A 23,736-nucleotide genomic window follows, 5' to 3' on the forward strand; every position below is an offset into this window, starting at 1 on the left:
CCGAACGCGGTCCGCTGAATCAATAGGTTCCTCGAAGCGTAATGCCGTAAGTCCGCGGTTCGCCCGGGAAGCCGACGAACAGCTGGTTAGCCGTGGCCGGGAAGCCCAGCGCGGCGGGTGAAGCCACCGCGCGGAAAGTGCCGCTCCCCTGCAGCGGCATGTCCGCGCCGATCTGGTAGTATTTCTTGTTGAAGAGGTTCTGGCCCCACAGCTCCACGCCCCATGCCCGATCCGCGCCGTAAAGGCCAAGGCGGCCGTTGAAGACCGCGAAGCCATCCTGCTGCTTTTCGATGTCGAGGTCGGATCCCGTGTCGGTGTCGCTTTGCATGCGGCCGTCAAAGTAGACCAGCGCGCTCATGCCGTTGTCGCCAATCGGCGGGGTCCAGCTCAAACCGGCGGTGGCGACAATCGCGGAACTGTTTGAAACGTTACGCCCCGGGAGCTGGAACAGCACTGGAGACAGCGGGCGCCCGTTCGTTCCGACGAGGTTCTCGTCATATTTTGTATCCGTCAGCGACAGAGCCATGTTGACGCTGAGGAAGCGACCCGGGCGCATGAACGTTTCGAGCTCGACGCCCTTCGATACCACCCCTGGCTTGAGCTGGTCGGCCGCGCATCCGCCGGTTGCCGCGTTGTTGTCGATCGGTCCGGTCCCGAGGTCGTCCTTGCACGCCTGAATGTTGGTGACCTCGAAGTTCACTCCGTTGAAGGTGTTGAGCTGGTAGTTGGAATAGCGTTGGTAGAACGCGGCGACGTTGACGTCGATCGCGCGCCCGTCCCACTTCATGCCGACTTCGAACGCGTCAACCTTTTCGCTGGCGAACTGCAGGTCGCTCGCTTCGCCGCGACCGTTGCCGGGCGTGTTCGCGGGCAGGGCGAGGCGCGCGGCGCAGGCGGCATCGAATGCGGTAAAGCAGGGCTTATCGAGTGCTGAGAAGTCTAGATTGAACCCGCCCGCTTTGTAGCCCTTCGAGGCGGATGCGTAGAGCAACAGATCCTCGACCGGTTTGAAGCTCAGCACTGCGGTACCGGTCCATTCGCCGTCCGAGAAACGCGTTCCCGGCGCGCCGCCCACAAAGTCGGGCGCGGTCGAGTTGATCACGCAAGGTAGTGCCGACAGCGACTGGAGCGGTGACGCGATCAGCGCCGAACACAACGTGTTGGTGAAGCTCGCGTTCGCGGCGAGATCCTTACGCTCCTTGGTGTAGCGGGCGCCGAGCGTCACGCTCAGCCGGTCTTTGATAACGTCGAAGGTGTTGTGGGTGAACAGCGCATAATTGGTGCTGTCCTGGCGGAAGGTCGAGCCGTTGTTGCCGGTGCCGTTGAGGCCCAGTGCCGGCTGACCCACTGCGGCGGCGAGCGAGCGGACGCCTGGCTGCGCCGGGTTCGCGATGAAAGCACCTAGGACGGGGATCAGCGCGCGACGCGGGTCTGCGGCGGGCAGCGCCGAAAGGGTTGTGATCGTGCTCTGGACGACCGGGACGTTGATGCAAGTGCCGGTCGGCGCCGGGATGAGCGCGGCGGGGACCAGACTGGCGGCGAGCAGGCAGTTGGCGAACCGCTCGTAGTCGGCGCCGTAAACGATGTCGTCGTCGATATCGAGGCGCTCATTGGCGTAGTAGCCGCCTACCAGCCAGTCGAGCCGTCCGCCGAACCCCTCGCCCTGAAGGCGCAGTTCCTGGGTGAAGGTGCGGAACCGCCGGTCGAGGTCGAACCGTTGCAGGATCGCGAGGCGGCTAAAGTCGCCATCCTGCCCCTGCGCGTTCTTGTAGTCCCGATAGGCGGTGATCGAGGTCAAAGTGGCGCCGGCGAAATCGTAGTTGACCTCTCCCGACAGGCCCCAGTCCTTGGTGTCCGAACGATATGGAACGCCAGGGGTAGTTGATTGGGTGCGGACGAAGCTCTCCCCGGCAGGCGGGACTTGGTGCCCCGCGCCCAGCGCCTGCAGGATTGGTAGCAACGTGTTGGGGCCGATGACTGGAAAGCCATCAGCGCCGCGGGAAAGGTTGCGCACCGGATTGAGCAGGACCCCGCCGCAGCAATTCTCGTCGCGCGTGGAGTAGTCGCCGATGATGCGAACTGTCAGCGCCTCGTTCGGCTCGAACGCCAGTTGACCGCGCGCTAGCCAGCGATCTCGATCGTTGATCAGGGGCTCGCTGGGGGTCGCATTCGCGATGAAGCCGTCCCGTTTCTGCCAGACCCCGTCGAAGCGAGCCGCCACGGTGTCGCCGAGCGGGACGTTTACCGCCCCATCGATGCGACCGTAATCGTAGTTGCCGTAGCTGACCGAGGCCTTTGCGTGGATGCGGTCGAACTCAGGGCCCTTGGTGATGATGTTGATCAGGCCGGCCGTGGAGTTGCGGCCGAACAGGGTGCCCTGCGGGCCGCGCAGGACCTCCACCCGCTCGATGTCGCCGAGCTCCGAAAGACCGACGCCCGTCCGGCTGCGATAGACGCCATCGATGAAAAGACCGACGGAGCTTTCGAGGCCCGGGTTCTCGCCGACGGTGCCGATACCGCGGATGCGCGCGGTAAAGTTCACTTCGCTCGTCGCGCCGGACACGAGTAGGGAGGGGGCGACCTGGCCCAACTGGCGGATGTCGGTGGCGCCACTTTTCTCCAAGGTCTCGCCGGTGACTGCTGAAACGGCGATGGGAACGTCGGACAGGGCCTCGCTACGGCGCGTGGCGGTGACGAGAATCTCGCCTTGATCCACCATCGTTTCCACCGGAGCGGTCTCCTGCGCCCACGCAGGACTCGTGGCGAGCGCCGAGACGACGGACAAGAGAGCGACCGACGACTTGTTTCTCATTTTTCCTCCGCGGTCACGCGCCGAGCGGACGCATGCTGTGCCAATATTTGCCGGTGTTAGCGTCGAAGTGGCGATAGTATACCGTCTTGGTGTAGATTATCGACACGTCGGTGGTTTCCCCTCTGATGCGCTGACGAGCAACGCCGGTTTCCGGGGGCCAACCGCAACTGTCTTGCTCGGCCGGGTAAGCTGGGGAAAGAGCGCGGCGATGACCGGGACCCTGACTCACTTGCAGCGCCTCGAAGCCGAGGCGATCCACATCATGCGCGAGGTGATCGCCGAGGCGGAGCGGCCAGTGATGCTGTACTCGGTCGGCAAGGACAGCGCGGTGATGCTGCACCTCGCGCGCAAGGCGTTCTACCCCGCGCCGCCGCCGTTCCCGCTGCTCCACGTCGATACGACGTGGAAGTTCAAGGCGATGTACGAACTGCGCGACCAGATGGCGCGCGACAGCGGGATGGAGCTGCTGGTCTACCAGAACCCGGAAGCCAAGGAGCGCAGCATCAACCCTTTCGATCACGGGGCGTTGCACACCGACATGTGGAAGACCGAGGGTCTCAAGCAGGCGCTCGACAAGTGGGGCTTCGACGCGGCGTTCGGCGGCGCGCGGCGCGACGAGGAAAAGAGCCGGGCGAAGGAGCGGGTGTTCAGTTTCCGTACTGCCAACCACGGGTGGGACCCCAAGAACCAGCGGCCCGAATTATGGAACCTTTACAACGCCAAGAAGCGCGCCGGCGAGAGCATCCGGGTGTTCCCGATCTCGAACTGGACTGAGCTCGACGTGTGGCAGTACATCGCGCTCGAAGACATTCCGATCGTTCCGCTGTACTTCGCCGCGCCGCGCCCGACGGTCGAGCGCGACGGACTGCTGCTGATGGTCGATGACGAACGGTTTCCCCTGCGCGACGGGGAAGTGCCGATGAAGCGCTCGATTCGCTTTAGAACACTCGGTTGTTACCCGCTAACGGGTGCTGTTGAGAGTGAAGCAGCGACATTGAGCGAGGTGATCCAGGAGACCCTTCTTACTACCACCTCCGAACGACAGGGGCGCGCGATCGACAAGGACTCCGGCGGCGCGGGCATGGAAGTGAAGAAGCAGCAAGGATACTTCTGACGTGGATGCCCCCCGCTACGAGACCGAGGCGCTGATCGCCGAGGACATCGAGGCCTACCTCGACAGCCACCAGCACAAGACGATGCTGCGCTTCATCACTTGCGGCAGCGTCGACGACGGCAAGTCCACGCTGATCGGGCGGCTGCTTTACGACAGCAAGATGATCTTCGAGGACCAGCTTGCCGCGCTGGAGAGCGACAGCAAGCGGGTGGGGACGCAAGGGCAGGAGATCGACTTCGCGCTGCTGGTCGATGGCCTCGCGGCCGAGCGCGAGCAAGGTATTACCATCGACGTCGCTTACCGCTTCTTCTCGACCGAGAAACGCAAGTTCATCGTCGCCGACTGTCCGGGGCACGAGCAGTACACGCGCAACATGGTCACCGGTGCGAGCACCGCCGATCTCGCGGTGATACTGGTAGATGCGAGGAAGGGCGTGCTCGTGCAGACCCGGCGGCACAGCTACCTTTGCCACCTGCTCGGCATCCGCAACGTGGTGCTGGCGGTGAACAAGATGGACCTCGTCGGCTATGACCGGGCGACGTTCGATGCGATCGTCGACGACTACCGCGCCTTCGCGACCAGCATTGGCATCGAGGTGTTCACCGCGATACCCATCTCGGGGTTCAAGGGCGACAACATCACCGCCGCGCCGAGTGAAAACACCCCGTGGTACGAGGGGCCGAGCCTGATCGATCATCTCGAAACCGTCGAGGTGCTCAGCGCGGGCGAGGCGGCGCAACCGTTCCGGCTGCCGGTGCAGTGGGTCAACCGCCCGAACCTCGACTTCCGCGGCTTTGCTGGGCTGATCGCGGCGGGCACGGTGAAGCCGGGCGATCCGGTGCGGGTGCTGCCATCGGGAAAGACCAGCACCGTCGAGCGGATCGTGGCCTTCGGGGGTGATCTCGAGGAAGCGCAGGCCGGCCAGTCAGTCACCCTGACGCTGACCGACGAGATCGACTGCAGCCGCGGCAACGTGATCGCCGCCGCCGACGCGCCGCCCGAGGCGGCCGACCAGTTCGAGGCGACGCTCGTCTGGCTCGACGAGGACGCGCTGCTGCCGGGCCGCGGCTACTGGCTGAAGCTCGCGACCCAGACCGTCACCGCGACCGTCGCGGAACCGAAGTACGAGATCAACGTCAACACGCTGGAGCACCTCGCCGCCAAGACGCTCGAGCTGAACGCCATCGGCGTGGCCGAGGTGACCACCGATCGGCCGATCGTTTTCGAGCCGTTCGCGCAAAATCGCACGCTCGGCGGCTTCATCCTGATCGATAAGCTGACTAACCGCACTGTCGGCGCGGGTATGCTGCACTTCAGCCTCCGCCGCGCGCAGAACGTCCACTGGCAGCCGATGGACGTCACGCGCGAGGCGCACGCCGCGCTCAAGAACCAAACGCCCAAGGTGCTGTGGTTCACCGGCCTGTCGGGCTCGGGCAAGTCGACCATCGCCAATGCGGTGGAGAAGCGGCTCGCGCTGATGAACCGCCACACTTTCCTGCTCGACGGCGATAACGTGCGCCATGGGCTCAACAAGGACCTCGGCTTCACCGAGGCCGACCGGATCGAGAACATCCGCCGGGTCGGCGAGGTCGCCAAGCTGATGGCCGACGCGGGCCTGATCGTGCTCACCGCCTTCATCAGCCCCTTCCGTGCCGAACGCCAGATGGTGCGGGCGATGCTGCCCGAGGGCGAGTTCGTGGAGATCTTCGTCGACACCCCACTGGAGGTCGCCGAGGCGCGCGATGTGAAGGGGCTCTACAAGAAGGCGCGGGCAGGAGAGCTCAAGAATTTCACCGGGATCGACAGCCCGTACGAGGCCCCCGAGAAGCCGGACGTGACGGTAAACACCGTAGCGATGACGGTGGACGAGGCCGCCGAATACATCATCCGCACGCTGCTGCCGCTCAAATGAACGACGCCGAGCTCGCCGCGCACCTTGCCGAACACGCCGGGCGTATCCTGCTCGAAGTGCGGGATAGCGGGCGGCACCACGGCAAGGACCTTGGCCGCGCTGGCGACGCTGAGGCCAACGCGGTGCTCGTTGCGGCGCTACGCGAGCTGCGGCCCGACGACGGGCTGCTGTCGGAGGAGGAGAAGGACAACGCGCTGCGGCTGACGAGAGAGCGGGTGTGGATCGTCGATCCGGTCGACGGCACGCGCGAGTACGGCGAGCGGCGGAATGACTGGGCAGTGCATGTCGCGCTGGCGATAAACGGCGTGGCGAGGGTGGGTGCGGTGGCTTTGCCGGGGCTGGAATTGGTCCTGCGCAGCGACATGCCGCAACCGCTCCTTCCGGCGGTCGAGCGACCGCGCATGGTTGTGAGCCGGACACGCCCCGCTCCCGAAGCACTGACCGTTAGTGAGGCGATCGGCGCCGAGCTTATCCCGATGGGCAGCGCCGGGGCCAAAGCGATGGCCGTGGTGCGCGGCGAGGCCGAGATTTATCTCCATACCGGCGGCCAGTACGAATGGGACAGCGCCGCGCCAGTCGCCGTCGCGGCGGCGCATGGCCTCCACTGTTCGCGCGCCGACGGCAGTCCGCTCGTGTATAACCAAGCCGACACCTTGATGCCGGACCTGCTGATCTGTCGCCCGGAATGGGCCGAGCGGGTGCTGAGGCTTGTCGCAAAGTAATCCTTGCGTGCGCCACTTGCTCCATGCAGGTTGACGCAAACGTAAAGGGAGAACGGGTGATGGCCTTCAAGACGCGGATCACCGAGATGTTCGGGGTCGAGACCCCCATCATCATGGGCGGCATGACCGGGGTGGGCTACGGCGAACTCGTCGCCGCGGTCGCCGAGGCGGGTGCGCTCGGCTTCATCACGGCGCACATGTTTCCCTCTGGCGCGGCGCTGAAGGAGGAGATCGACAAGGTCCGCGGCCTCACCAGCAAGCCGTTCGGAGTCAACCTCACGCTGTTGCCCTCGATCAACCCGATCCCGTACGATGAGTACCGCGAGGCGATCATCGAAAGCGGCCTGAAGATCGTCGAGACCGCCGGCCGCGCCCCGACCGATCACCTGCCGCGGTTCAAGGAAGCCGGGGTCAAGGTGATCCACAAGTGTACCAGTGTGCGGCACTCGGTGAGCGCGGTGCGCAAGGGGGTCGACATCATCTCGATCGACGGTTTCGAGTGTGCCGGTCATCCGGGCGAGGATGACGTCGGCCTGGTCGTGTTGCTGCCCGCCACGGTCGACGCGCTGCCCGATGTACCAATCGTCGCTAGCGGCGGGATGGCGGACGGACGCAGCCTTGTCGCGGCGCTTGCGCTCGGTGCCGACGCGGTCAACATGGGTACCCGCTTCTGCGCCACGCAAGAGGCGAGGCTGCACCCCAACGTGAAAGCCAAGATCGTCGAGAACACGGAACTCGATACGGTGCTGGTGGGCCGCAACCTGCGCAACACCGCGCGGGTGGCTCGCAACGCGGTGTCGGAGAAAGTCGCCGAGATCCAGCGCGACCCCTCCACCACATTCGACGACGTGCGAGATCTCATGTCCGGAGCCCGCGCACGAGTGGCGGTCGATCAGCAGGGCGACGTCGATGGCGGCATCTGGTCGAGCGGCCAGAGCCAGGCGCTGGTCCACGACATTCCTACCTGCAAGCAACTCGTCGCCAACATCATGGCGCAGGCCGAGGCGGTCAGGGCCCGGATCGACCGAATGGCGAGCTAGCAGGTCTTTCCAACCGCTTCCGGGCCGCTATAGGGGCGCGGCGCTGCTGGGGCGTCGCCAAGTGGTAAGGCACCGGTTTTTGGTACCGGCATTCGCAGGTTCGAATCCTGCCGCCCCAGCCAGTTTGCCCACAAGGGCTTTTCCTCGCGCCGTCAAAGCCCTAGCCTCGCAACATGAAGTTCGCGATTACATTGAGCGCCGCGGCGCTCCTGGCGGGATGCCAGGCGGCCCCGGCAATCGATCCGGTCAGTGGGCTGGAGAAGAATTCGCAGGCGTGGCGCGGGCAGAAGTTTGCGCAGAACCGCTGCGCCGACTGCCATTCGATCGACTTTGCCGAGACCTCGCCGGTCCCCGAGGCCCCCAGCTTTGCGGCGATCGCGAACACTCCGGACCTCGATTCGGCCAAGCTCGCCCAGTGGCTGCGGGACCACCGCAATTACCCGAACGAGATGTACTTCGAGATTCCGGCCGAGCACATCGATGACCTCGGCGCCTATATCCTGACGCTTCGCCGTGCGGAGAAGCCGGGCAGGAGCTAGCCGCCGGGGAAGGGTTCTCAACCGGCGGCGTCGCTCTTCCACTTCACTTCGCTCAGCAGGCTCTGATCTTCGACCGCGTCGAAGTCAGCCGCCTCGTGGCGCTCGCGCATTTTCGACGTGTTGACGATCTTGCCCCGCCGCACGGCCGGGCGCTGCTCGAGCGCGCGAATCCAGCGGGCGACATTGGCGTATTCGTCGAGTGAGAGGAACACGGCCGCATCGTCATAGGCGTCGCCGCGGATCAGCGCTCCCATCCAGCCGTAGCTCGCCACGTCGGCGATCGAAAAGTTGTCGCCGGCCAGGTACTCCGTCTCTCCCAGGCGCCGATCGGCGACGGAAAATATGCGCTTGGTTTCCATCGCGTAGCGGTTGATCGGGTATTCGAGTTTTTCCGGCGCATAGGCGTAGAAGTGACCGAACCCGCCGCCGATGAATGGCGCGGTGCCCATTTGCCACATCAGCCAGCTGAGAACCTCCGCCCGGGCCGGATTTTTCCGCGGCAGCAGGAAGTCGAACTTCTCGGCGAGGTGAAGCAGGATCGCGCCGCTCTCGAAGACGCGAAACGGCTCCGCGCCGCTGCGGTCTTCGAGCGCGGGGATTTTCCCGTTGGGGTTGAGCGCGGTGAACCCGCTGGAGAACTGGTCGCCGTCGCCGATGTTGACCATCCACGCATCGTATTCGGCCGCATGGCCGGCCTCGAGCAGTTCTTCGAACATGATCGTGACCTTCTGCCCGTTCGGTGTGCCGAGCGAGTAGAGCTGGAAAGGATGCGCGCCGACCGGCAACTGCTTATCGTGGCGCGGGCCGGCGGTGGGCCGGTTGATGCCCGCGAACTTCCCGCCGTTCTCCTTGTCGTGGGTCCAGACTTTGGGCGGGGCGTAGCTGATATCGGGCATCGCGCGTCTTTCTCCGTGAGCCAAAGCAGATGCGCACTCGCGGCAGGAACCGCAAGACGCGCATGCTCGTTGGCGGCTTCGATGGCGTCTGCTCTGCAATATGTCGACGACGCCGGACCGGGCATTACCCGCAAGAAGCTCGCCCATGGCTGGGCCTATTACGCGCCGAGCGGGGAGCGGATCACCGACCGGGACGAGATCGACCGCCTCAACCGGATTGCGTTGCCGCCGGCCTATACCAACGCATGGTACTGCCCGAACGACTTTGGCCATCTGCTCGCCACCGGCATCGATGCCCGCGGGCGAAAGCAGTATCGATACAATCCCGAGTTTCGCACCCGGCAGGAGGCGGAGAAATTCGACGGGACCTGCCAGTTCGGCAAGCTGCTGCCGAAGGTCCGCAAGCGGGTCGCCAAGGACCTTGCGAGCAGCAAGCTCAGCCGGGAGCGCGCGATCGCCAGCGTCGTGCGGCTGCTCGATCTCGGCGCGATCAGGGTCGGCAACGCGAGTTATGCCAAGGAGAACAAGAGCTTCGGGGCGACCACGTTGCTGCGCCGGCACGCGAAGCTGTCGGGCGCAAAGCTGAAGCTGCGGTTCAAGGCCAAGAGCGGCGTGCTGCGCGAGACCACGGTGACCGACCGCAGCCTCGCCCGCTTCGTGCGGGCGATGCAGGATCTGCCGGGCCAGCACCTCTTCCAGTGGATCGACGAGGCGGGAGAACCGCACGGCGTGGGCTCAGCCGACGTCAACGCCTACCTCTGCGAGGCGATGGGCGAGCACTTCACGGCCAAGAACTTCCGCACCTGGCACGCCAGCGCGCTTGCGTTTCGCCTGCTCGCGCAGGCCGACCGACCGCTGACGATCAAGGAACTGACAGGCGCGGTCGCGGACCATCTCGGCAACACACCGGCGATTGCGCGCAAGAGCTACATTCATCCGGCAGTGATCGGGTTGATCGAGCGCCAACTGAAGTGGCGGGCAAAGCTTCGGCTACCGCGTGCCACGAAATGGCTGACCGGTGAGGAGCGCGGCCTGATCATGCTGCTCGAGAACGGGCCCAAGGCGGCCAAATTGCTGGCCGCTTGATGGAACGCGCGGCCCCGTTTGCAGTAGAGGGCGCATGACCCAACGCGCCCACGCCGCCGAAACGCTCGAGCCCGCGCTGCCGAACGAGCTCGACCAATACGCCTGCCGCGTCCTCGACAAGGCCCATGACCGCGAGCTGTGCATCGCCACGGCGGAAAGCTGCACCGGCGGGCTGCTCGCCGCGTTGCTGACTGACGTGCGCGGGCGCGGTCATGTGTTCGACCGGGGCTTCGTGACATACACCGACGAGGCGAAGTCCGACCTGCTCGGAATCCCGCTCGACCTGATAAAGGAGCACAACGCGGTCAGCAGGGTGGTGGCGCTGGCGATGGCCAAGGGCGCGCTGGAGCGCTCCAACGCCGATGTCGCGGTGTCAATCACCGGGTTCGCCGGGCCGGGCGGGGAGCGCGACGAGGAAGGCCTCGTCCACTTTGGCTGCGCCCGCCGCAACGGCACCACTTGCCACCGCGAGGAGCATTTCGGCGCGATCGGGCGCGCGGGCGTCCGCATCGCCGCGCTTGAAGTGGCGCTGGCGATGGTCGATGAAGCGCTCGATAATGACGAATAGCACTGTTCATCCGTTCCATTCGCTGCACAATCACGGCCTCGTGCGTGTAGCAGCGAGCACGCCTCGCGTGCGGACCGCCGATGTCGCCTACAACTGCGCGGCGATCATCGAGGAAGCCAAACGGGCGCACGAAGCCGGCGTCGACCTGCTGATCTACCCCGAACTGTGCCTTTCGTCCTACGCGCTCGACGACCTGCATATGCAACTCGCCCTGCTCGAGGCGTGCGAGGTGCGGGTGGCGGAGATCGTCGCGGCGAGCGCCGACCTCGTGCCCCTCCTGGTGATCGGGGCGCCGCTGCGGCACAACGGCAAGATCTACAACTGCGCGCTAGCGATCCATCGCGGCGAGCTGCTGGGTGTGGTCCCCAAGAGCTACCTACCCAACTACCGCGAATTCTACGAGAAGCGCTGGTTCGCGAACGGGCGCCAGATCGAGGACATGTGGATCGACGTCGCGGGCGAGGAAGTGCCTTTCGGCGTCGACCTGATATTCGCCGCCGACAACCTGCCGGGCTTCCGCGTCGGCATCGAAATCTGCGAAGACTATTGGGCGCCGATCCCGCCCTCAACCTACCAGGCGCTCGCTGGCGCGACGATCCTCGCCAACCTGTCAGCGTCCAACATCGTCATCGGCAAGTCCGACGAGCGCCACATGCTGTGCCGTTCGCAGAGCGCGCGGGCCGCAGCCGCCTACGTCTATTCGGCCGCCGGGCACGGCGAGAGCACGACCGACGTCGCGTGGGACGGGCAAGGGATGATCTACGAGCTCGGCGACCTGATGGCCGAGAGCGAGCGCTTCGCGCTGCATCCCGAGCTGTGCATCGCGGACATCGACTGCGAGCGGATCCTGTCCGACCGCATGCGGATGGGCACCTTCAACGACGCCGCCGAAGAAGTCGGGCGTCCGGAGGACGATTTCCGCGTCGTCACCTTCGAGCACCAGCCGAAGCAAAGCGACATCGGCCTTGTCCGGCCGGTCCGCCGTTTCCCGTTCGTGCCCAACCGACCCGAGCATCTCGACGCCGACTGCTACGAGGCGTTCAACATCCAGGTCGAAGGCCTGATGCGGCGGTTCGAGGCAACGCGCGGAGACTCGATGATCATCGGCGTTTCCGGCGGGCTCGATTCGACGCACGCACTGATTGTCGCCGCCAAGGCCTGCGACCGGCTCGACCTGCCGCGCACCGCGATCCGCGGCTACACCATGCCGGGTTTCGGCACCTCGGAGGGTACCAAGTCCAACGCCTGGAAGCTGATGAACGCGCTCGGCATTACGGCCGAGGAGATCGACATTCGCCCGACCGCGAAGACGATGCTGGAGAACATCGGCCACCCGTTCGGGCGCGGAGAAGCGGTCTACGACGTGACGTTCGAAAACGTGCAGGCAGGGCTGAGGACAGACTACCTGTTCCGCCTCGCCGGCCAGCACCGGGGCTTCGTCATCGGCACCGGCGACTTGAGCGAACTGGCGCTCGGCTGGTGCACGTACGGCGTCGGCGATCAGATGAGCCACTATGGGGTCAACAGCGGAATCCCCAAGACGCTGATGCAGTACCTTATCCGGTGGGCTACCCAGACCAACCAGTTCGATCCTGCTACCGATGCCGTGCTCGAGGCGATCCTCGACCAGGAAATCAGCCCGGAGCTGGTTCCGGCGGGCGAGGATGGCGCGGTCCAAAGCACCGAGTCCGCGGTAGGGCCCTACGAGCTCAACGACTTCTTCATCCACCACACCATCCGCTGGGGCCAGAAGCCGTCAAAGATCGCCTTCCTCGCCTGGCACGCCTGGCGCGATGCCGGCACTGGCCGCTGGCCTGAGGGTTTCCCCCATGCGAAGCGCAATTCCTACGACCTGCCGACGATCGTCCGCTGGCTCGAGGCATTCTACCGGCGCTTCTTCGCCGCCCAGTTCAAGCGCAGCGCGCTCCCGAACGGGCCAAAGGTGACGCCGGGCGGCGCGGTAAGCCCGCGCGGCGACTTGCGCATGCCGAGCGACGCCGTGCCAGACGTGTGGCTGGAGGAATTGCGCGAGAACGTGCCGAATAGCTGACGCGGGGAGCGAAGGCGGCTATGGTGCGTTTCGAGATGAAACTGTAATCGGACCGCCCGCCCATATGCCGCGTATTGCTGCGATCGCCACCGCGGTCCCGCCTCTCGATTTCGAAAAGGACTATCGGCGTTGGGCGCTCGGCCGTTTGGGCGACGAGCGCGAGGCGAAGTTGTACGAGCGCATGGCAGCCCGTTCCGGGATCGAGCATCGCTGGTCGGTCCTCGCCGAGGATGACGCGCGGCTCGACGAAGGCGTCGGCTTCTACGGCGGCGCGCCGCCGAGCACCGCGGCGCGCATGGAAATCTACGCACGCGAGGCGCCCGAGCTGGCGCTGCAGGCGATCGCCGGGCTTCCCGAACTTGGCAACCCCACCCACCTCGTCGTCGCCAGCTGCACCGGTTTTGTCGCGCCGGGAATCGACCAGGTGATAGCGCGCCGGCTTGGCCTCGGCGGCGACGTCGAACGGATTCTCGTCGGTTTCATGGGCTGCTATGCCGCGGTCACTGCGCTGCGCACCGCACGGCACATCGTCCGCTCGCAACCCGATGCCCGGGTACTGGTCGTCACCGTCGAGCTGTCGAGCCTACACCACCAGGAAGAGATGGACCTCGAACCCTTGCTGATGGGCGCCCAATTCGGCGACGGGGCCGCAGCCGCAATCGTCACCGCGAATGATCCCGGCCTTGAGATGACCGACGGCATCTCTGCCGCGCTCGAAGACAGCGAGGATCTCATCACCTGGCGCATCGGCGATACCGGCTTTCACATGCGTCTCTCGGGCGAGGTCCCCGGCCGTATCGCTGGGGCCTTGGCCGATCCGGCCGTGCGGCAGCGGATCACCGGCGGCATCCCGCCCGAGGAGATCGATGCCTGGGCAGTGCACGCCGGCGGGCGCTCGATCCTCGACGCGGTAGAGAAGGGCCTCCACCTCGCGCCAACGGCGCTCGACGACTCGCGCGAGGTGCTGCGCATGTGCGGCAACATGAGTTCCTCGACCCTCATGTTCGCGCTCAAGCGCCTGATGCGCAAGGAACCCGCTAGCGGGGTGGCGCTCGCGTTCGGTCCGGGACTGGCGATGGAGGGCTTCCGGTTCGGCTGGCGACATGCTCGCTGAGCGCGCCGTCGCCGAAGAGCTGATGGACGATCCGGCGCTCGATGCCGGCACCTACACCCAAGTCCTCCACGATCTCGCCCGTGCCAATACGCTGACTTTGGCCCGGCGCCCGACGATAGGCTTCCTGCGCCGCGCGATCGGGGGACGGCGGTCCTTCCGCCTGCTCGACGTCGGCTTCGGCGACGGGGACATGCTGCGCGTGATCGCTCGATGGGCGCGCGCGAAGGGACTGTCCGCCGAGCTCGTCGGCATTGATCTCAACGATCGCAGCGTCGCGGCCGCCCGCGAGGCGACCCCTGCCGACTTTGAGATCGATTTCCGTGCGGGCGACTATGCCGATCTTATGGGCCAGGGCTGGGATTGCGTCGTCTCCAGCCTGGTCGCGCACCACATGACGCGGGCGCAGTTGGTCGCGTTTCTGCGCTTCATGGAAGCCGAGGCCCGGCTGGGCTGGTTCGTCAACGACCTGCACCGGCACGGCTTCGCCTACACCGGCTGGCCGCTTTTGAGCGGTTTGATGCGCTGGCACCCGATCGTTCGCCACGACGGCCACCTTTCGATCGCACGATCCTACCGTCCAGCGGAATGGCCGCCCCTTCTCTCCGAAGCCGGAGTAGATGGGGCTCGCGTGTTCCGCCAATTTCCGTTTCGGTTGTGCGTCGAGAAAATCCGCTAATCCTCGGCGCCGGGCCCGCCGGCAGCATGGCCGCCATCAAGCTGGCGAAGGCCGGTGCGGTGCCCGTGCTGCTCGACCGCGACCAGACGGTGGGCGATGCGCTGTGTGGCGGTTTCCTGAGCTGGCGTACGGCCGCGCGCCTGCGCGCTGTCGGAATCGGCCCCGTCGAGCTGGGAGCGCATCCCATCGAAGAGCTGGCGCTCGTGACGGGAACGAGCGAGGCGACCGCGCCGCTGCCGGCCGCCGGCTTCGGCCTCTCGCGCCGGACGCTCGACGGCGCCCTTCGCCGGCGCGCCGTCGCGGAAGGGGCGCGGCTGGTGATCGACCGGGCGCGGGCCGTCCGGCCTGGCGTGGTGGAAGGCGAAGCGGGAGAATATGCGGCGCAGTCGATCTTTCTCGCTAGTGGCAAGCACGATGTGCGGGGCCTCTCCCGTCCGCGCGTGTCGGACGATCCTGCGCTGGGGCTTCGAGTGCGCTTGCCGGCGAGCGACAGGCTGAGGGCCATGCTCAAGGGACGCATCGAATTGCATCTCTTCCGCGGCGGCTATGCCGGGATCGTTTTGCAGGAAGACGGCACCGCCAACGTCTGCATGGCGCTTCGCAAGTCGATGCTCGCCCAAGCGGGCGGGGACCCGCGCCTGCTGTTCGACCGGCTGGCGGCGGATCATCCGCGCTTTGGGGAACGGATGTCGTTCGCTGAGGTCGACGTGCCGGTCGATACGGTGGGATCGGTGCCCTACGGGTGGATCGCCCGCGAATCCGCGCCGGGCCTATATCGCATCGGCGATCAGGCGGCGGTGATCCCGTCGCTTGCGGGCGAAGGCATGGCGATCGCCATGGCAAGCGGCGAGGCGGCGGCCAAGGCGTGGCTCGCCGGCGAGGATTCCGCGACCTTCCAGACGGCGTTCGCCGCGCGCGCGGAGCGGCCCGTGCGGATCGCCGGCCTGATCTGGCGGATCGCCGAGAAGGATCCCGGAGCGCGCCTGCTGGCGAGCGTTACGCGGGGCGCGCCCTGGCTCGCTCGCGCTGCCATGGCGCTTACGCGCTTCTAGAGCTTGAGCACCCAGCCGTGCGGATCGGGCGCGGTGCCGCGCTGGATGGCGACCAGTTTCTCGCGCAGCTTGCCGGTCAACTGCCCTGGGCCGCCCGAGCCGATGGTGAACTCGAAGTCCGGGCTGGCCACGTGGCCCACGGGGGTGACGACGGCGGCGGTGCCGCAGGCCATTGTCTCGATCAGGCGGCCGCTCTCCGCGTCGGCCCGCCATTGGTCAATCGCATAAGGCTCCTCCCGGATCGTCAGGCCTTCGTCCTTGAGCAGGCGAATGAGGCTGTCGCGCGTGACGCCGGGGAGGATGGTCCCGCCGAGCGGAGGGGTAATCACGCTCCCGTCCTCGAACACGAAGAACAGGTTCATGCCCCCCAGTTCCTCGACCCAGCGGCGCTCCACCGCGTCGAGGAAGACAACCTGGTCGTGACCCTTGGCGATCGCCTCGGCCTGGGGGACCAGACTGGCAGCGTAGTTGCCTCCGGTCTTGGCGGCGCCGGTGCCGCCGGGGGCGGCGCGGACATAGTCCTGGCTGACCCAGATCGACACCGCTGGCGCGCCAGACTTGAAGTAATTGCCCACCGGGCTGGCGATGACGAGGAACTTGTACTCGCGCGCCGGGCGCACGCCGAGAAACGCTTCAGAGGCGAACATGAAGGGCCGCAGGTACATCGACCCGCCTTCGACGGTCGGGAACCAGTCGGCGTCCTTGCGGACGATCTGGCGGCAGGATTCGATGAATAGCTCTTCGGGAATGTTCGGCATTGCCAGGCGGTCGGCCGAGGCGTTCATCCGCCGCGCGTTAACGTCTGGACGGAACATCGCGAAGCTGCCGTCGGGGTGGCGATAAGCCTTGAGCCCTTCGAAAATCTCCTGCGCGTAGTGCAGCACGGCGCACGCCGGATCGAGCATCAGCGCCTCGCGCGGACCGACGCGCGGTGAATGCCAGCCGCGATCGGCATGATAGTCGATCGTGACCATGTGATCGGTGAAGACGTTGCCGAAGCCGGGGTCGGCGATCGCCTGGGCCCGGGTGGCACCGGGAACGGGCGCGGGGTGGGGCAGGTGCGCGAAGTCCATGGCCCGCGCGGTTAAGGCGCGCCGCGCGCTTGCGCAAGTGAGGGGACGTTGACGCGCCGAAAGCGGACAAATGAGAAGGGCGGCTCCTTTATAGAGGAACCGCCCTTCGCATGGTCAGCGGCCGGTGTGGCCGCCCACGAAGCCTTTATCGGCGTATCAGGAGACTACCGATAATGCTCCGCGAGGGTCGACACCGACCTCCCTGCTGAACCATGAGACATCGGTCACCTCCTTTCGAGCTTGAACGCCAGACCCCTCGCTTCACCGGGGGCCGAGAGCCGCGTGGGTCGCTGGCCTCGATCGGGAATGTGAGTCTTTTATGCCCGCAACACAAGACTTGCATTTAACTTTTTCACCGTCAGAATCCGTCGCTTCCGGCTTTCCCAGGGGCAGGCCGTTTTTGCGTTAGCGACGGCAGTCTTCGACCACTCGCGTGACCTCCGGCCAGCTCGGTAGGTATAGCGGATCGAGGCCGGGCACCTCCACCGCGAAGCGCCCCTTCGAGAAGGCCATCGCGTCGAGGATCGGATCGCGTGGCGCGAGTCGCGCATCCACTGATGGAATCGCGTTGGTCGAGGGCGCCGCCCCAAGCGCGCGGTCGCCGAACTCGGTGCGGATGTTCATCTGCGTAGCGCCCGCTGCGGTTCCGGCGCGTGCGAGGGTGATAGAGCGCTGGGCGGGATCGCAGGTGATCGCGAAGCGGGCATCGGCGCCCGCCTCTCCGAACAGCGCGCGGGTGGTGCCCCCGCCCGTGCGGTAGTACCAGTCGCCGGAAGTCTGCGCGGCGTCCATCCAGTTCGCGCTCGGCGGGGGTAGCGAGGGCGTCGGCGTGGGAGCGGGCGTGGGCCGCCCAACTGGAGGCTTGGGGGTCGGCTTGGGCGCCTGCGCCGTGCAGGCCGCCACCGCCAGCATGGTGAATGCAACGATCGTTCCGCGAAAACGCATGATTTCTCCCGGTTCCTTCAGGGCTCAACGCACGCTAGGCGAGGAAAGGTCCATGGGAAAGAAGCGCCTCGACCAGTTGATCGTCGACCGCGGCCTGGCGGAAAGCCGCACCCGCGCCTCCGCTCTGGTGATGGCCGGCCTCGTCTTTGCGGGGGAGCGCAAGCTCGACAAGCCCGGGCAGCAACTGCCTGACGATGCCGCGATCGAAGTGCGGGGGCGCGATCATCCGTGGGTTTCGCGCGGCGGGATCAAGCTCGCCCACGCGCTCGAGACATTCGCGCTCGACCCCTCGGCGGCCACGGCGATGGACATCGGTAGCTCCACCGGCGGCTTTACCGACGTTCTGCTCGATAAGGGCGCCACGCGGGTGTTCGCGATCGATTCCGGCACCAACCAGCTCGCCTGGAAGCTGCGGCAGGATCCGCGGGTTACCGTCCTAGAGCAAACGAGTGCGCGTGTTCTTACGCCGGAACTGATCGATGCGCCCTGCAACTGGGTTGTGTGCGACGCCTCTTTTATCGGTCTGGCCAAGGTGCTCGAACGTCCCCTGCAGCTCGCCGCGCCGGATTGCCGTTTGGTGGCGCTGGTGAAGCCGCAGTTCGAAGTCGGCCGGGACGAAGTGGGGAAGGGAGGCGTGGTGCGCGACACCGCTCTCCATGCCCGGGTCTGCGCGGAAGTGCGCGCGTGGCTGGAAGGCAATGGCTGGAAGGTCGATGGATTGACCGCCAGTCCGGTTAAAGGGCCGGAGGGCAACGTCGAGTTCCTCATCGCCGCGCGCAGGGGCCAAGTTGCGCCCGCGGCGACGGTCGGCCACAACCCTCGCGACGAATCGGCAACGGAGAATCCATGACCGCTCTCGCATCGCGTGGACAGTTGCGCGCCAGTCTCTTCCGCTGGGCGCTCTTTACCGTCCCTCTGGTCTTGCTGCTCGGCTTCCTGTCGGGCCAAGTCGGCGGAGATGCGCAGAGCTTGTGGTTCCAGTCTCTCGTCAAGCCGGCGATATTTCCGCCGCCGATGTGGTTCGGGATCGTCTGGTCGATTCTCTACGTGATGATGGGTCTGGCGCTGGCGATGGTCTGCTCGGCGTGGGGCGCGCGGGGGCGAACCGCCGCGATTGTCGCCTTCGCTCTCCAGCTCGCCGTCAACCTGGCGTGGTCGCCGGTGTTCTTCGGCCTCCACGAAATTCGTGCGGCGCTGGTTGTGATCGCGGTGCTCGACGCGCTGGTCGTGATCACGCTCATGCTGTTCTGGCGCATTCGCTCGCTCGCCGGGGCGCTGCTGATCCCCTATCTTGCCTGGATCGCCTTCGCGACCGTACTCAACTGGCAGTTCCTTGAACTCAATCCCACGGGCTCGGGGGAGCCGCGGGGGAGCGGGGCGGTCGAACGCTACCAGTTGTGACTTGCGGGATGGCATGGCGGCGACCAAATAGCCGCCATGCAAAGTGAGAACCCCCTGATCGCCGATTTCGTCAAGCTCGCCAACGCGGCGGCAGGAACGCTTGCCGGCATGAGCCGCGAGGCACGCGACGGCGCCCGTGAGCGGATGCGCGAGGCTTTCGGCGGCATGGACTTCGTCAGCCGCGAAGAGTTCGATGCGGTGAAGGACATGGCCGCCCGCGCGCGCGAAGAGGCCGAGGCGCTGTCGCTGCGGGTCGCGCTGCTCGAAGCGAAGCTCGTCGACCGACCCTAGCTTTCGCGGGTGGCGTTGCCACCCGCCACCCGCCACACGGCGGCGTCCCCGACGATCGGATCGAACGGCGCGGTCTCCGTCGCAGTGAACCATACTTGCGTGCCGCTGCCGGCAAGACGCTCGTAGAGCACCGCGCGCCGGATCGGGTCGAGATGGGCGGCCACCTCGTCGAGAAGGAGGACGCTCGCGCGACCTCGCGAGGCGAGTGAGGCGTGGGCGAGGGTGACCGCGATCAGCATGGCCTTCTGCTCGCCGGTGGAGCAGGCGGCTGCCGGCTGCCCTTTGCCTGCCATCAGCACCGTTATGTCGTCGCGGTGCGGGCCGGCCAGCGTCCGCCCTGCCGCCCGGTCTGCCCCGCGCGCCCCGCGCCAGAAATCGGCGTCGGCGGGGCCGCCAGCGCTGAAGCCAAGCGCCGGCCTTGCAAAAGGCTCTTCCGGCAGGCCCGCAAGTGCCTCGGTCAGCGCCTCCACTAGTGAGGATCGTCCCTGGGCCAGTGCCGACCCGGCGTCGGCCATTTGGAATTCGATCCCGTCCAGCCAGATCGGATCGGGCTGCGCGTCCCCTGACAACAGTCGGTTGCGTTCGCGTAAAGCTGCCTCGTAGCGGGCGGCGGCTCGTGCGTGGGCGGGGTCGAGCGCGACCGCCATGCGGTCGAGCCAGCGGCGACGGGCGCTGGCGCTGTCGGTGAACAATCCGTCCATCGCCGGAGTCAGCCACGCCAGGGCCAGCCATTCCCCAAGCGCCACCGCGCTCGCCTCGGCGCCATTTACTCGCACGGCCCGGCGGGTCGGGCGCGACGGGTCGGCGAACGTACCCAGTCTCACCCCGTCTTCGGCGCCGGCAAGCGAAGCGCCTACCGAGAAACCGCCGGGGCCGCCGGTCGATGCCATTTCGGAAAGCGGCGCTCGCCGCAGTCCGCGCCCAGGCGCAAGCAGCGAAAGAGCTTCGAGGACATTGGTCTTGCCGGCCCCGTTGTCACCGACCAGCAAGTTGAAATTCCTTGTGCCTTCCAGTTGGGTCGAAGAGTGATTGCGAAACGTCGCCAGGGAAATGCGGTCGAGAGCCATCACCCGTTTCCGATAGCGGCCGGCCCCCTGGCAGGCCAGCCTTCCGACTTCGATCCCAACAGTTGGTAGAATTTCCCGAACCTGAGCGAGCCGTTCACCTGCCGTTTAGGTGATCGGGCACGAAAAATGTCTGATTTGCGCCGTTTTTCCGAACTGGCACACCCCTTGCAAACCTGGAAACATCGGGCGGATCAGCCGCCGGATAGTGAAAAGGGAACTACAAAAATGCATGCTCTCAACAACAAGCTGGCGGCCGCGGCCTTCAGCCTCACCTTCAGCCTCCTCATGCTCGCTGCTGCGATTGCCCCCGCCAACGGCGGAATGCTTCTCCCGGGCGCCCTCGCATGAGCGCGCTCGACCGCACAACTCCGGCGGTCGCCCAAGCGAAGCAGGGCTTCGCGCTCGACCGCAGGAACGCCAAGCTGGCCGGGGTCTGCTCGGGCATCGCCAACTACTTCGGGATCAACCCGCTGGTCGTCCGCATCGCCTTCGCGGCGGGCACCATTCTTGGCTTCGGGTCGCTGATCCTGGTTTACGTCGCGATCGCGTTGATCGCCGACTGAGAAGGGCGCGGGGAGGACCTGCGCCCTTCTTTTACATCGCGCTGATGCCGCCGTCGAGCTTGAGCTCGGCCCCGGTCATGAAGCTACTCTCGTCACTGGCGAGGAAAAGCACGCCGTCCGCGATTTCCCTCGGCTCGCCCACCCGCTTCAACGGTATCTGCCGCGCGAGCTTATCCATGATCACGCTCTTTTCGCGCCCCGTGCTCGCCACCATCCCGTCGAGGATCGGCGTGTCGACGAATGTCGGGTGCACCGAGTTGCAGCGGATGTTCCATCCCATCTTGCCGCAGTAGAGCGCCACGGACTTCGACAGCATCCACACGGCGGCCTTGCTGGCATTGTAGCCGGGCATCGTGTCGCTGGCGATCAGTCCGGCGATCGAACTGATGTTGATGATCGAGCCCGGCTGGTTGTCCTTCATCAGCGGCAACGCCTTCTGACAGCCCAGGAACACGCTCTCGACGTTGATCGCGAAACCGCGTCGCCATTCTTCCAGCGTGCACGTCTCGATGTTGCCGCGCACGCCGACACCGGCGTTGTTGACCAACACGGAGAGTCCGCCGAGCGCGTCGTGCGCCAGTTCGATCGCCGCGTCCCAGTCTTCCGGGCTGGTCACGTCGTGTTTCGTCGCGAAAGCGGTGCCCGCGCCGCACTCGGCGTTGATGGCCACGGCGGTATTCTGAGCGCCGGCTTCGTTGATGTCGGTGCAGAGGACTTTCGCGCCTTCGCGGGCGAGCGCCTGGCAATGCGCCGCACCGAGCCCCTGAGCGGCGCCGGTTACCAGTGCCAGCTTACCCGCTACCCGTCCCGCCATCCCATTTCTCCCGCCAGCAACAGACCCATTATTCGAACGTCGATCGCGACGCCCGCACGGCGACGTTCTTCAACGAATTGGGCGAGACCCGCAAGGGGCACCCGGTGGACGGTGATGTCCTCGCCGTCCACGCCGCCGCCGGGGCCGACCTTGGTAAGGCTGCTCGCGCGCACCAGTGTGAAATGCTCGCTGACCATACCGGGCGAACTGAAGAACTCGCCAGCGACCTCCAGTTTGTCCGCGCGCCAGCCGGTCTCTTCCTCGAGCTCACGGCCCGCTGCGCCCAACGCGTCCTCGTCCGCAGCGCCTTCGTGATCGCCGATCAGTCCTGCCGGGAGCTCGAGGCACGGCTTGCCGAGCGGGACGCGGTATTGCTCGACCAGCAACACGTGCCCGTCCTCGATCGCCAGGATCACCGCCGCGCGGATGCCACGTGCCCGGCCGACGTACTCCCAGCGCCCGCGCTTCTTCGTGGTGATGAATTTGCCCTGCCAGACGACCTCTTCGGGCTCGTCCCGGTCTGCGGTCATACCTCGATCAGCCGGTCCGGCAGTTCGTTGACGTCGTCGGCGTGGCGCGGGAAGTGCGTCGCCAGCACCGCGCCCACATCGGCGACGCCGGCGACCAGCCCGTCAGCGATGCGGCCTTCGCGAATGTGGCCCAGCATGTCCGCCATGGCAGCGCCCCACACGGCAGCCGAGACTTTCTCGGCAATCGCCGCATCGGCGACGATCTCTGCGCGGTGCTCCTGCATCGAGAGGTAGATCAGCACTCCGGTACGCCCATGAGTGCGGCGCTCCGCGCCGACCTTGAAGTGCCGCACCGCCGCGTCTCGGACGCGGGCCTTCTTCACCGGTCCGGGGATGAGCAGGAACTTGAGCGGCTGCCACAGCTGGATGGCCCACACGCCGACGAACTTGGCGATCACCAGTACGAGCGCGAGCGAAAGCAGCGCGCGCGGCTTCCATTCGTGGTTCCAGCCGCCGAGTAGTGCGTCGACCTTGGCGAGAAAGACCTCAGGGAACAGCGCCAGCACTGCAAGCGCCGTTACAGCGGCGAGGAACGCCCAGGCGAGCTGGATGTCGCTGTAGCCATCCGAGCGCTCCGCAAGCACGGTGACAATCTCGCCCGCGGTTTCTTCTTCCGCGGCGGCAACAGCGGAGGAGACCTGCGTGTGCTGAGCTTCGCCCAAGTATGCCATCACCAGCCCCCGCTCGCCCCGCCGCCGCCAAAGCTTCCGCCGCCGCCAGAGAAACCGCCGCCCCCACCGAAGCCACCGCCGCCGCCGAAGCCACCACCGCCCCATCCGCCGCCGGATCCGCCCCGCGCGATCGCCTTCCCGGCCTCCCACAACAGGATATCGCCGACGACGTTGCCGGTCATCGTGCCGCCGAACCGGCGGCCCTTCCGCCGCCCCCGCATCATCGGCAGGATGAAGAAGAGGAACAGGAACGCCAGCCAGACCAGCACGCCGACGGGAAACCCGCCTTCGCCCTCCGAGGCTTGCGCCTGCGCTTGCTGCGCCACCTTGGCCGCTTCCTCGGGCGGCAGCTCAAGCTGCTTGATGATCGCATCAGCTCCGGCGACTATACCACCCGGCATGTCGCCCGCCTTGAACCGCGGCAGGATGGTGTTCTGCACGATTAGCGTCGAATACCCATCGGTCAGCACCGGCTCGAGCCCATAGCCCACCTCGATCCGCACCCGCCGCTCGTTCGGCGCGACGAGCAGGATCACCCCGCTGTCGTCTTCCTTGCTGCCGAGGCCCCAGTGGCGGCCAAGCTGATAGCCATAGTCGGCAATGTCACGACCATCGAGGTTCGGGATCGTTGCTACGACGAACTGGCGCTGGCTGCGCTGCTCGAACTGGTCGAGCTTTTCTGTGAGCGCGGCCTCCGTCGCTGGATCGATGATGTTGGCCGCATCCACCACCGGCGCGGTCCCGCGCTCGGGAAACTTGAATTGCGCCATCGCTGGCGGCGCGAGCAGCGCCGCCAACGA

25 protein-coding genes and 1 tRNA gene are annotated in these 23,736 nt (G+C 66.2%); 17 read left to right on the forward strand and 9 right to left on the reverse strand.

Features of this window, described 5'->3' with window-relative positions:
- Positions 1–19 precede the first annotated feature (19 nt).
- Positions 20–2,812 carry a TonB-dependent receptor gene (locus ACWPM1_RS06025; protein ID WP_455693931.1) on the reverse strand — a complete coding sequence of 931 codons (2,793 nt, stop codon included), beginning with the start codon at positions 2,810–2,812 and terminating at the stop codon, positions 20–22.
- A gap of 208 nt (positions 2,813–3,020) precedes the next feature.
- Between ACWPM1_RS06025 and cysD the strand changes: the two genes are divergently transcribed.
- The 6 genes from cysD (at position 3,021) to ACWPM1_RS06055 (ending at position 8,139) form a co-directional block, all read left to right on the forward strand.
- Entirely contained in the window at positions 3,021–3,926 is a 906-nt protein-coding gene (cysD, locus tag ACWPM1_RS06030) for a sulfate adenylyltransferase subunit CysD (protein WP_455693932.1), read from the forward strand.
- A gap of 1 nt (position 3,927) precedes the next feature.
- Positions 3,928–5,838, forward strand: coding sequence for a sulfate adenylyltransferase subunit CysN (cysN, locus tag ACWPM1_RS06035; RefSeq protein ID WP_455693933.1), 1,911 nt, complete (start codon positions 3,928–3,930; stop codon positions 5,836–5,838).
- On the forward strand, positions 5,835–6,560 hold the full coding sequence (locus ACWPM1_RS06040) for a 3'(2'),5'-bisphosphate nucleotidase CysQ (RefSeq protein WP_455693934.1): 726 nt from the start codon (positions 5,835–5,837) through the stop codon (positions 6,558–6,560). The genes cysN and ACWPM1_RS06040 overlap by 4 nt, the downstream gene beginning before the upstream one ends.
- A gap of 59 nt (positions 6,561–6,619) precedes the next feature.
- Positions 6,620–7,600 (forward strand): NAD(P)H-dependent flavin oxidoreductase, encoded by a 981-nt coding sequence (locus tag ACWPM1_RS06045; protein ID WP_455693935.1) that lies wholly within the window; start codon positions 6,620–6,622, stop codon positions 7,598–7,600.
- A 47-nt stretch (positions 7,601–7,647) separates the two neighbouring features.
- A tRNA-Gln gene (locus ACWPM1_RS06050) sits at positions 7,648–7,722 on the forward strand.
- Between the two features lie 51 nt (positions 7,723–7,773).
- Positions 7,774–8,139 (forward strand): c-type cytochrome, encoded by a 366-nt coding sequence (locus ACWPM1_RS06055; RefSeq protein ID WP_455693936.1) that lies wholly within the window; start codon positions 7,774–7,776, stop codon positions 8,137–8,139.
- A 17-nt stretch (positions 8,140–8,156) separates the two neighbouring features.
- Here ACWPM1_RS06055 and yghU read toward each other — a convergent pair whose 3' ends face one another.
- Positions 8,157–9,035, reverse strand: a complete 879-nt coding sequence (gene yghU, locus ACWPM1_RS06060; RefSeq protein WP_455693937.1) for a glutathione-dependent disulfide-bond oxidoreductase — start codon at positions 9,033–9,035, stop codon at positions 8,157–8,159.
- Between the two features lie 81 nt (positions 9,036–9,116).
- On the opposite strand from yghU, the gene ACWPM1_RS06065 reads away from it, so the two are divergent.
- From ACWPM1_RS06065 to ACWPM1_RS06090, 6 genes are all read left to right on the forward strand, one after another.
- The gene (locus ACWPM1_RS06065; RefSeq protein ID WP_455693938.1) at positions 9,117–10,121 is read left to right on the forward strand and encodes a DNA topoisomerase IB; all 1,005 of its coding nucleotides are present in this window, start codon (positions 9,117–9,119) and stop codon (positions 10,119–10,121) included.
- A 34-nt stretch (positions 10,122–10,155) separates the two neighbouring features.
- Positions 10,156–10,689: a CinA family protein gene (locus tag ACWPM1_RS06070; protein ID WP_455693939.1), complete on the forward strand. Its 534-nt coding sequence runs from the start codon at positions 10,156–10,158 to the stop codon at positions 10,687–10,689.
- Positions 10,679–12,739 carry an NAD(+) synthase gene (locus ACWPM1_RS06075; protein ID WP_455693940.1) on the forward strand — a complete coding sequence of 687 codons (2,061 nt, stop codon included), beginning with the start codon at positions 10,679–10,681 and terminating at the stop codon, positions 12,737–12,739. The genes ACWPM1_RS06070 and ACWPM1_RS06075 overlap by 11 nt, the downstream gene beginning before the upstream one ends.
- A gap of 64 nt (positions 12,740–12,803) precedes the next feature.
- Positions 12,804–13,853 (forward strand): type III polyketide synthase, encoded by a 1,050-nt coding sequence (locus ACWPM1_RS06080; protein WP_455693941.1) that lies wholly within the window; start codon positions 12,804–12,806, stop codon positions 13,851–13,853.
- Complete coding sequence (locus ACWPM1_RS06085; RefSeq protein ID WP_455693942.1) at positions 13,843–14,529, forward strand: methyltransferase domain-containing protein; 687 nt, start codon at positions 13,843–13,845, stop codon at positions 14,527–14,529. Before ACWPM1_RS06080 ends, ACWPM1_RS06085 begins: the two co-directional genes overlap by 11 nt.
- A gap of 26 nt (positions 14,530–14,555) precedes the next feature.
- Positions 14,556–15,581: an NAD(P)/FAD-dependent oxidoreductase gene (locus ACWPM1_RS06090; protein ID WP_455693943.1), complete on the forward strand. Its 1,026-nt coding sequence runs from the start codon at positions 14,556–14,558 to the stop codon at positions 15,579–15,581.
- On the opposite strand, the gene ACWPM1_RS06095 is transcribed toward ACWPM1_RS06090, so the two are convergent.
- Both ACWPM1_RS06095 and ACWPM1_RS06100 read right to left on the reverse strand, forming a co-directional pair.
- Complete coding sequence (locus tag ACWPM1_RS06095) at positions 15,578–16,654, reverse strand: branched-chain amino acid aminotransferase (RefSeq protein WP_455693944.1); 1,077 nt, start codon at positions 16,652–16,654, stop codon at positions 15,578–15,580. The two genes, ACWPM1_RS06090 and ACWPM1_RS06095, sit on opposite strands and share 4 nt — an antisense overlap.
- Before the next feature lie 405 nt (positions 16,655–17,059).
- Positions 17,060–17,599, reverse strand: coding sequence for a hypothetical protein (locus ACWPM1_RS06100; RefSeq protein ID WP_455693945.1), 540 nt, complete (start codon positions 17,597–17,599; stop codon positions 17,060–17,062).
- A 52-nt stretch (positions 17,600–17,651) separates the two neighbouring features.
- Here ACWPM1_RS06100 and ACWPM1_RS06105 point away from each other — a divergent pair, with 52 nt between their 5' ends.
- The 3 genes from ACWPM1_RS06105 to ACWPM1_RS06115 are packed head-to-tail and all read left to right on the forward strand — an operon-like array spanning position 17,652 to position 19,291.
- Entirely contained in the window at positions 17,652–18,449 is a 798-nt protein-coding gene (locus ACWPM1_RS06105) for a TlyA family RNA methyltransferase (protein WP_455693946.1), read from the forward strand.
- On the forward strand, positions 18,446–19,000 hold the full coding sequence (locus ACWPM1_RS06110) for a TspO/MBR family protein (protein ID WP_455693947.1): 555 nt from the start codon (positions 18,446–18,448) through the stop codon (positions 18,998–19,000). Before ACWPM1_RS06105 ends, ACWPM1_RS06110 begins: the two co-directional genes overlap by 4 nt.
- A 36-nt stretch (positions 19,001–19,036) precedes the next feature.
- The gene (locus ACWPM1_RS06115; protein WP_455693948.1) at positions 19,037–19,291 is read left to right on the forward strand and encodes an accessory factor UbiK family protein; all 255 of its coding nucleotides are present in this window, start codon (positions 19,037–19,039) and stop codon (positions 19,289–19,291) included.
- On the opposite strand, the gene recF is transcribed toward ACWPM1_RS06115, so the two are convergent.
- A complete protein-coding gene (recF, locus tag ACWPM1_RS06120) occupies positions 19,288–20,358 on the reverse strand; it encodes a DNA replication/repair protein RecF (RefSeq protein WP_455693949.1) in 1,071 nt (356 codons plus the stop codon). The two genes, ACWPM1_RS06115 and recF, sit on opposite strands and share 4 nt — an antisense overlap.
- Before the next feature lie 225 nt (positions 20,359–20,583).
- Between recF and ACWPM1_RS06125 the strand changes: the two genes are divergently transcribed.
- Both ACWPM1_RS06125 and ACWPM1_RS06130 read left to right on the forward strand, forming a co-directional pair.
- A complete protein-coding gene (locus ACWPM1_RS06125; protein WP_455693950.1) occupies positions 20,584–20,706 on the forward strand; it encodes a hypothetical protein in 123 nt (40 codons plus the stop codon).
- Positions 20,703–20,921, forward strand: a complete 219-nt coding sequence (locus ACWPM1_RS06130) for a PspC domain-containing protein (RefSeq protein WP_455693951.1) — start codon at positions 20,703–20,705, stop codon at positions 20,919–20,921. The genes ACWPM1_RS06125 and ACWPM1_RS06130 overlap by 4 nt, the downstream gene beginning before the upstream one ends.
- A gap of 31 nt (positions 20,922–20,952) precedes the next feature.
- On the opposite strand, the gene ACWPM1_RS06135 is transcribed toward ACWPM1_RS06130, so the two are convergent.
- The 4 genes from ACWPM1_RS06135 to ACWPM1_RS06150 are packed head-to-tail and all read right to left on the reverse strand — an operon-like array spanning position 20,953 to position 23,706.
- Positions 20,953–21,735, reverse strand: a complete 783-nt coding sequence (locus tag ACWPM1_RS06135; RefSeq protein ID WP_455693952.1) for an SDR family oxidoreductase — start codon at positions 21,733–21,735, stop codon at positions 20,953–20,955.
- Entirely contained in the window at positions 21,720–22,265 is a 546-nt protein-coding gene (locus tag ACWPM1_RS06140) for an NUDIX hydrolase (protein ID WP_455693953.1), read from the reverse strand. The genes ACWPM1_RS06135 and ACWPM1_RS06140 overlap by 16 nt, the downstream gene beginning before the upstream one ends.
- The gene (locus ACWPM1_RS06145; RefSeq protein WP_455693954.1) at positions 22,262–22,936 is read right to left on the reverse strand and encodes a TPM domain-containing protein; all 675 of its coding nucleotides are present in this window, start codon (positions 22,934–22,936) and stop codon (positions 22,262–22,264) included. The genes ACWPM1_RS06140 and ACWPM1_RS06145 overlap by 4 nt, the downstream gene beginning before the upstream one ends.
- Positions 22,936–23,706, reverse strand: coding sequence for a TPM domain-containing protein (locus ACWPM1_RS06150; protein WP_455693955.1), 771 nt, complete (start codon positions 23,704–23,706; stop codon positions 22,936–22,938). The genes ACWPM1_RS06145 and ACWPM1_RS06150 overlap by 1 nt, the downstream gene beginning before the upstream one ends.
- Positions 23,707–23,736 lie beyond the last annotated feature (30 nt).

The sequence above is a fragment of the Tsuneonella sp. HG249 genome, assembly GCF_053819205.1.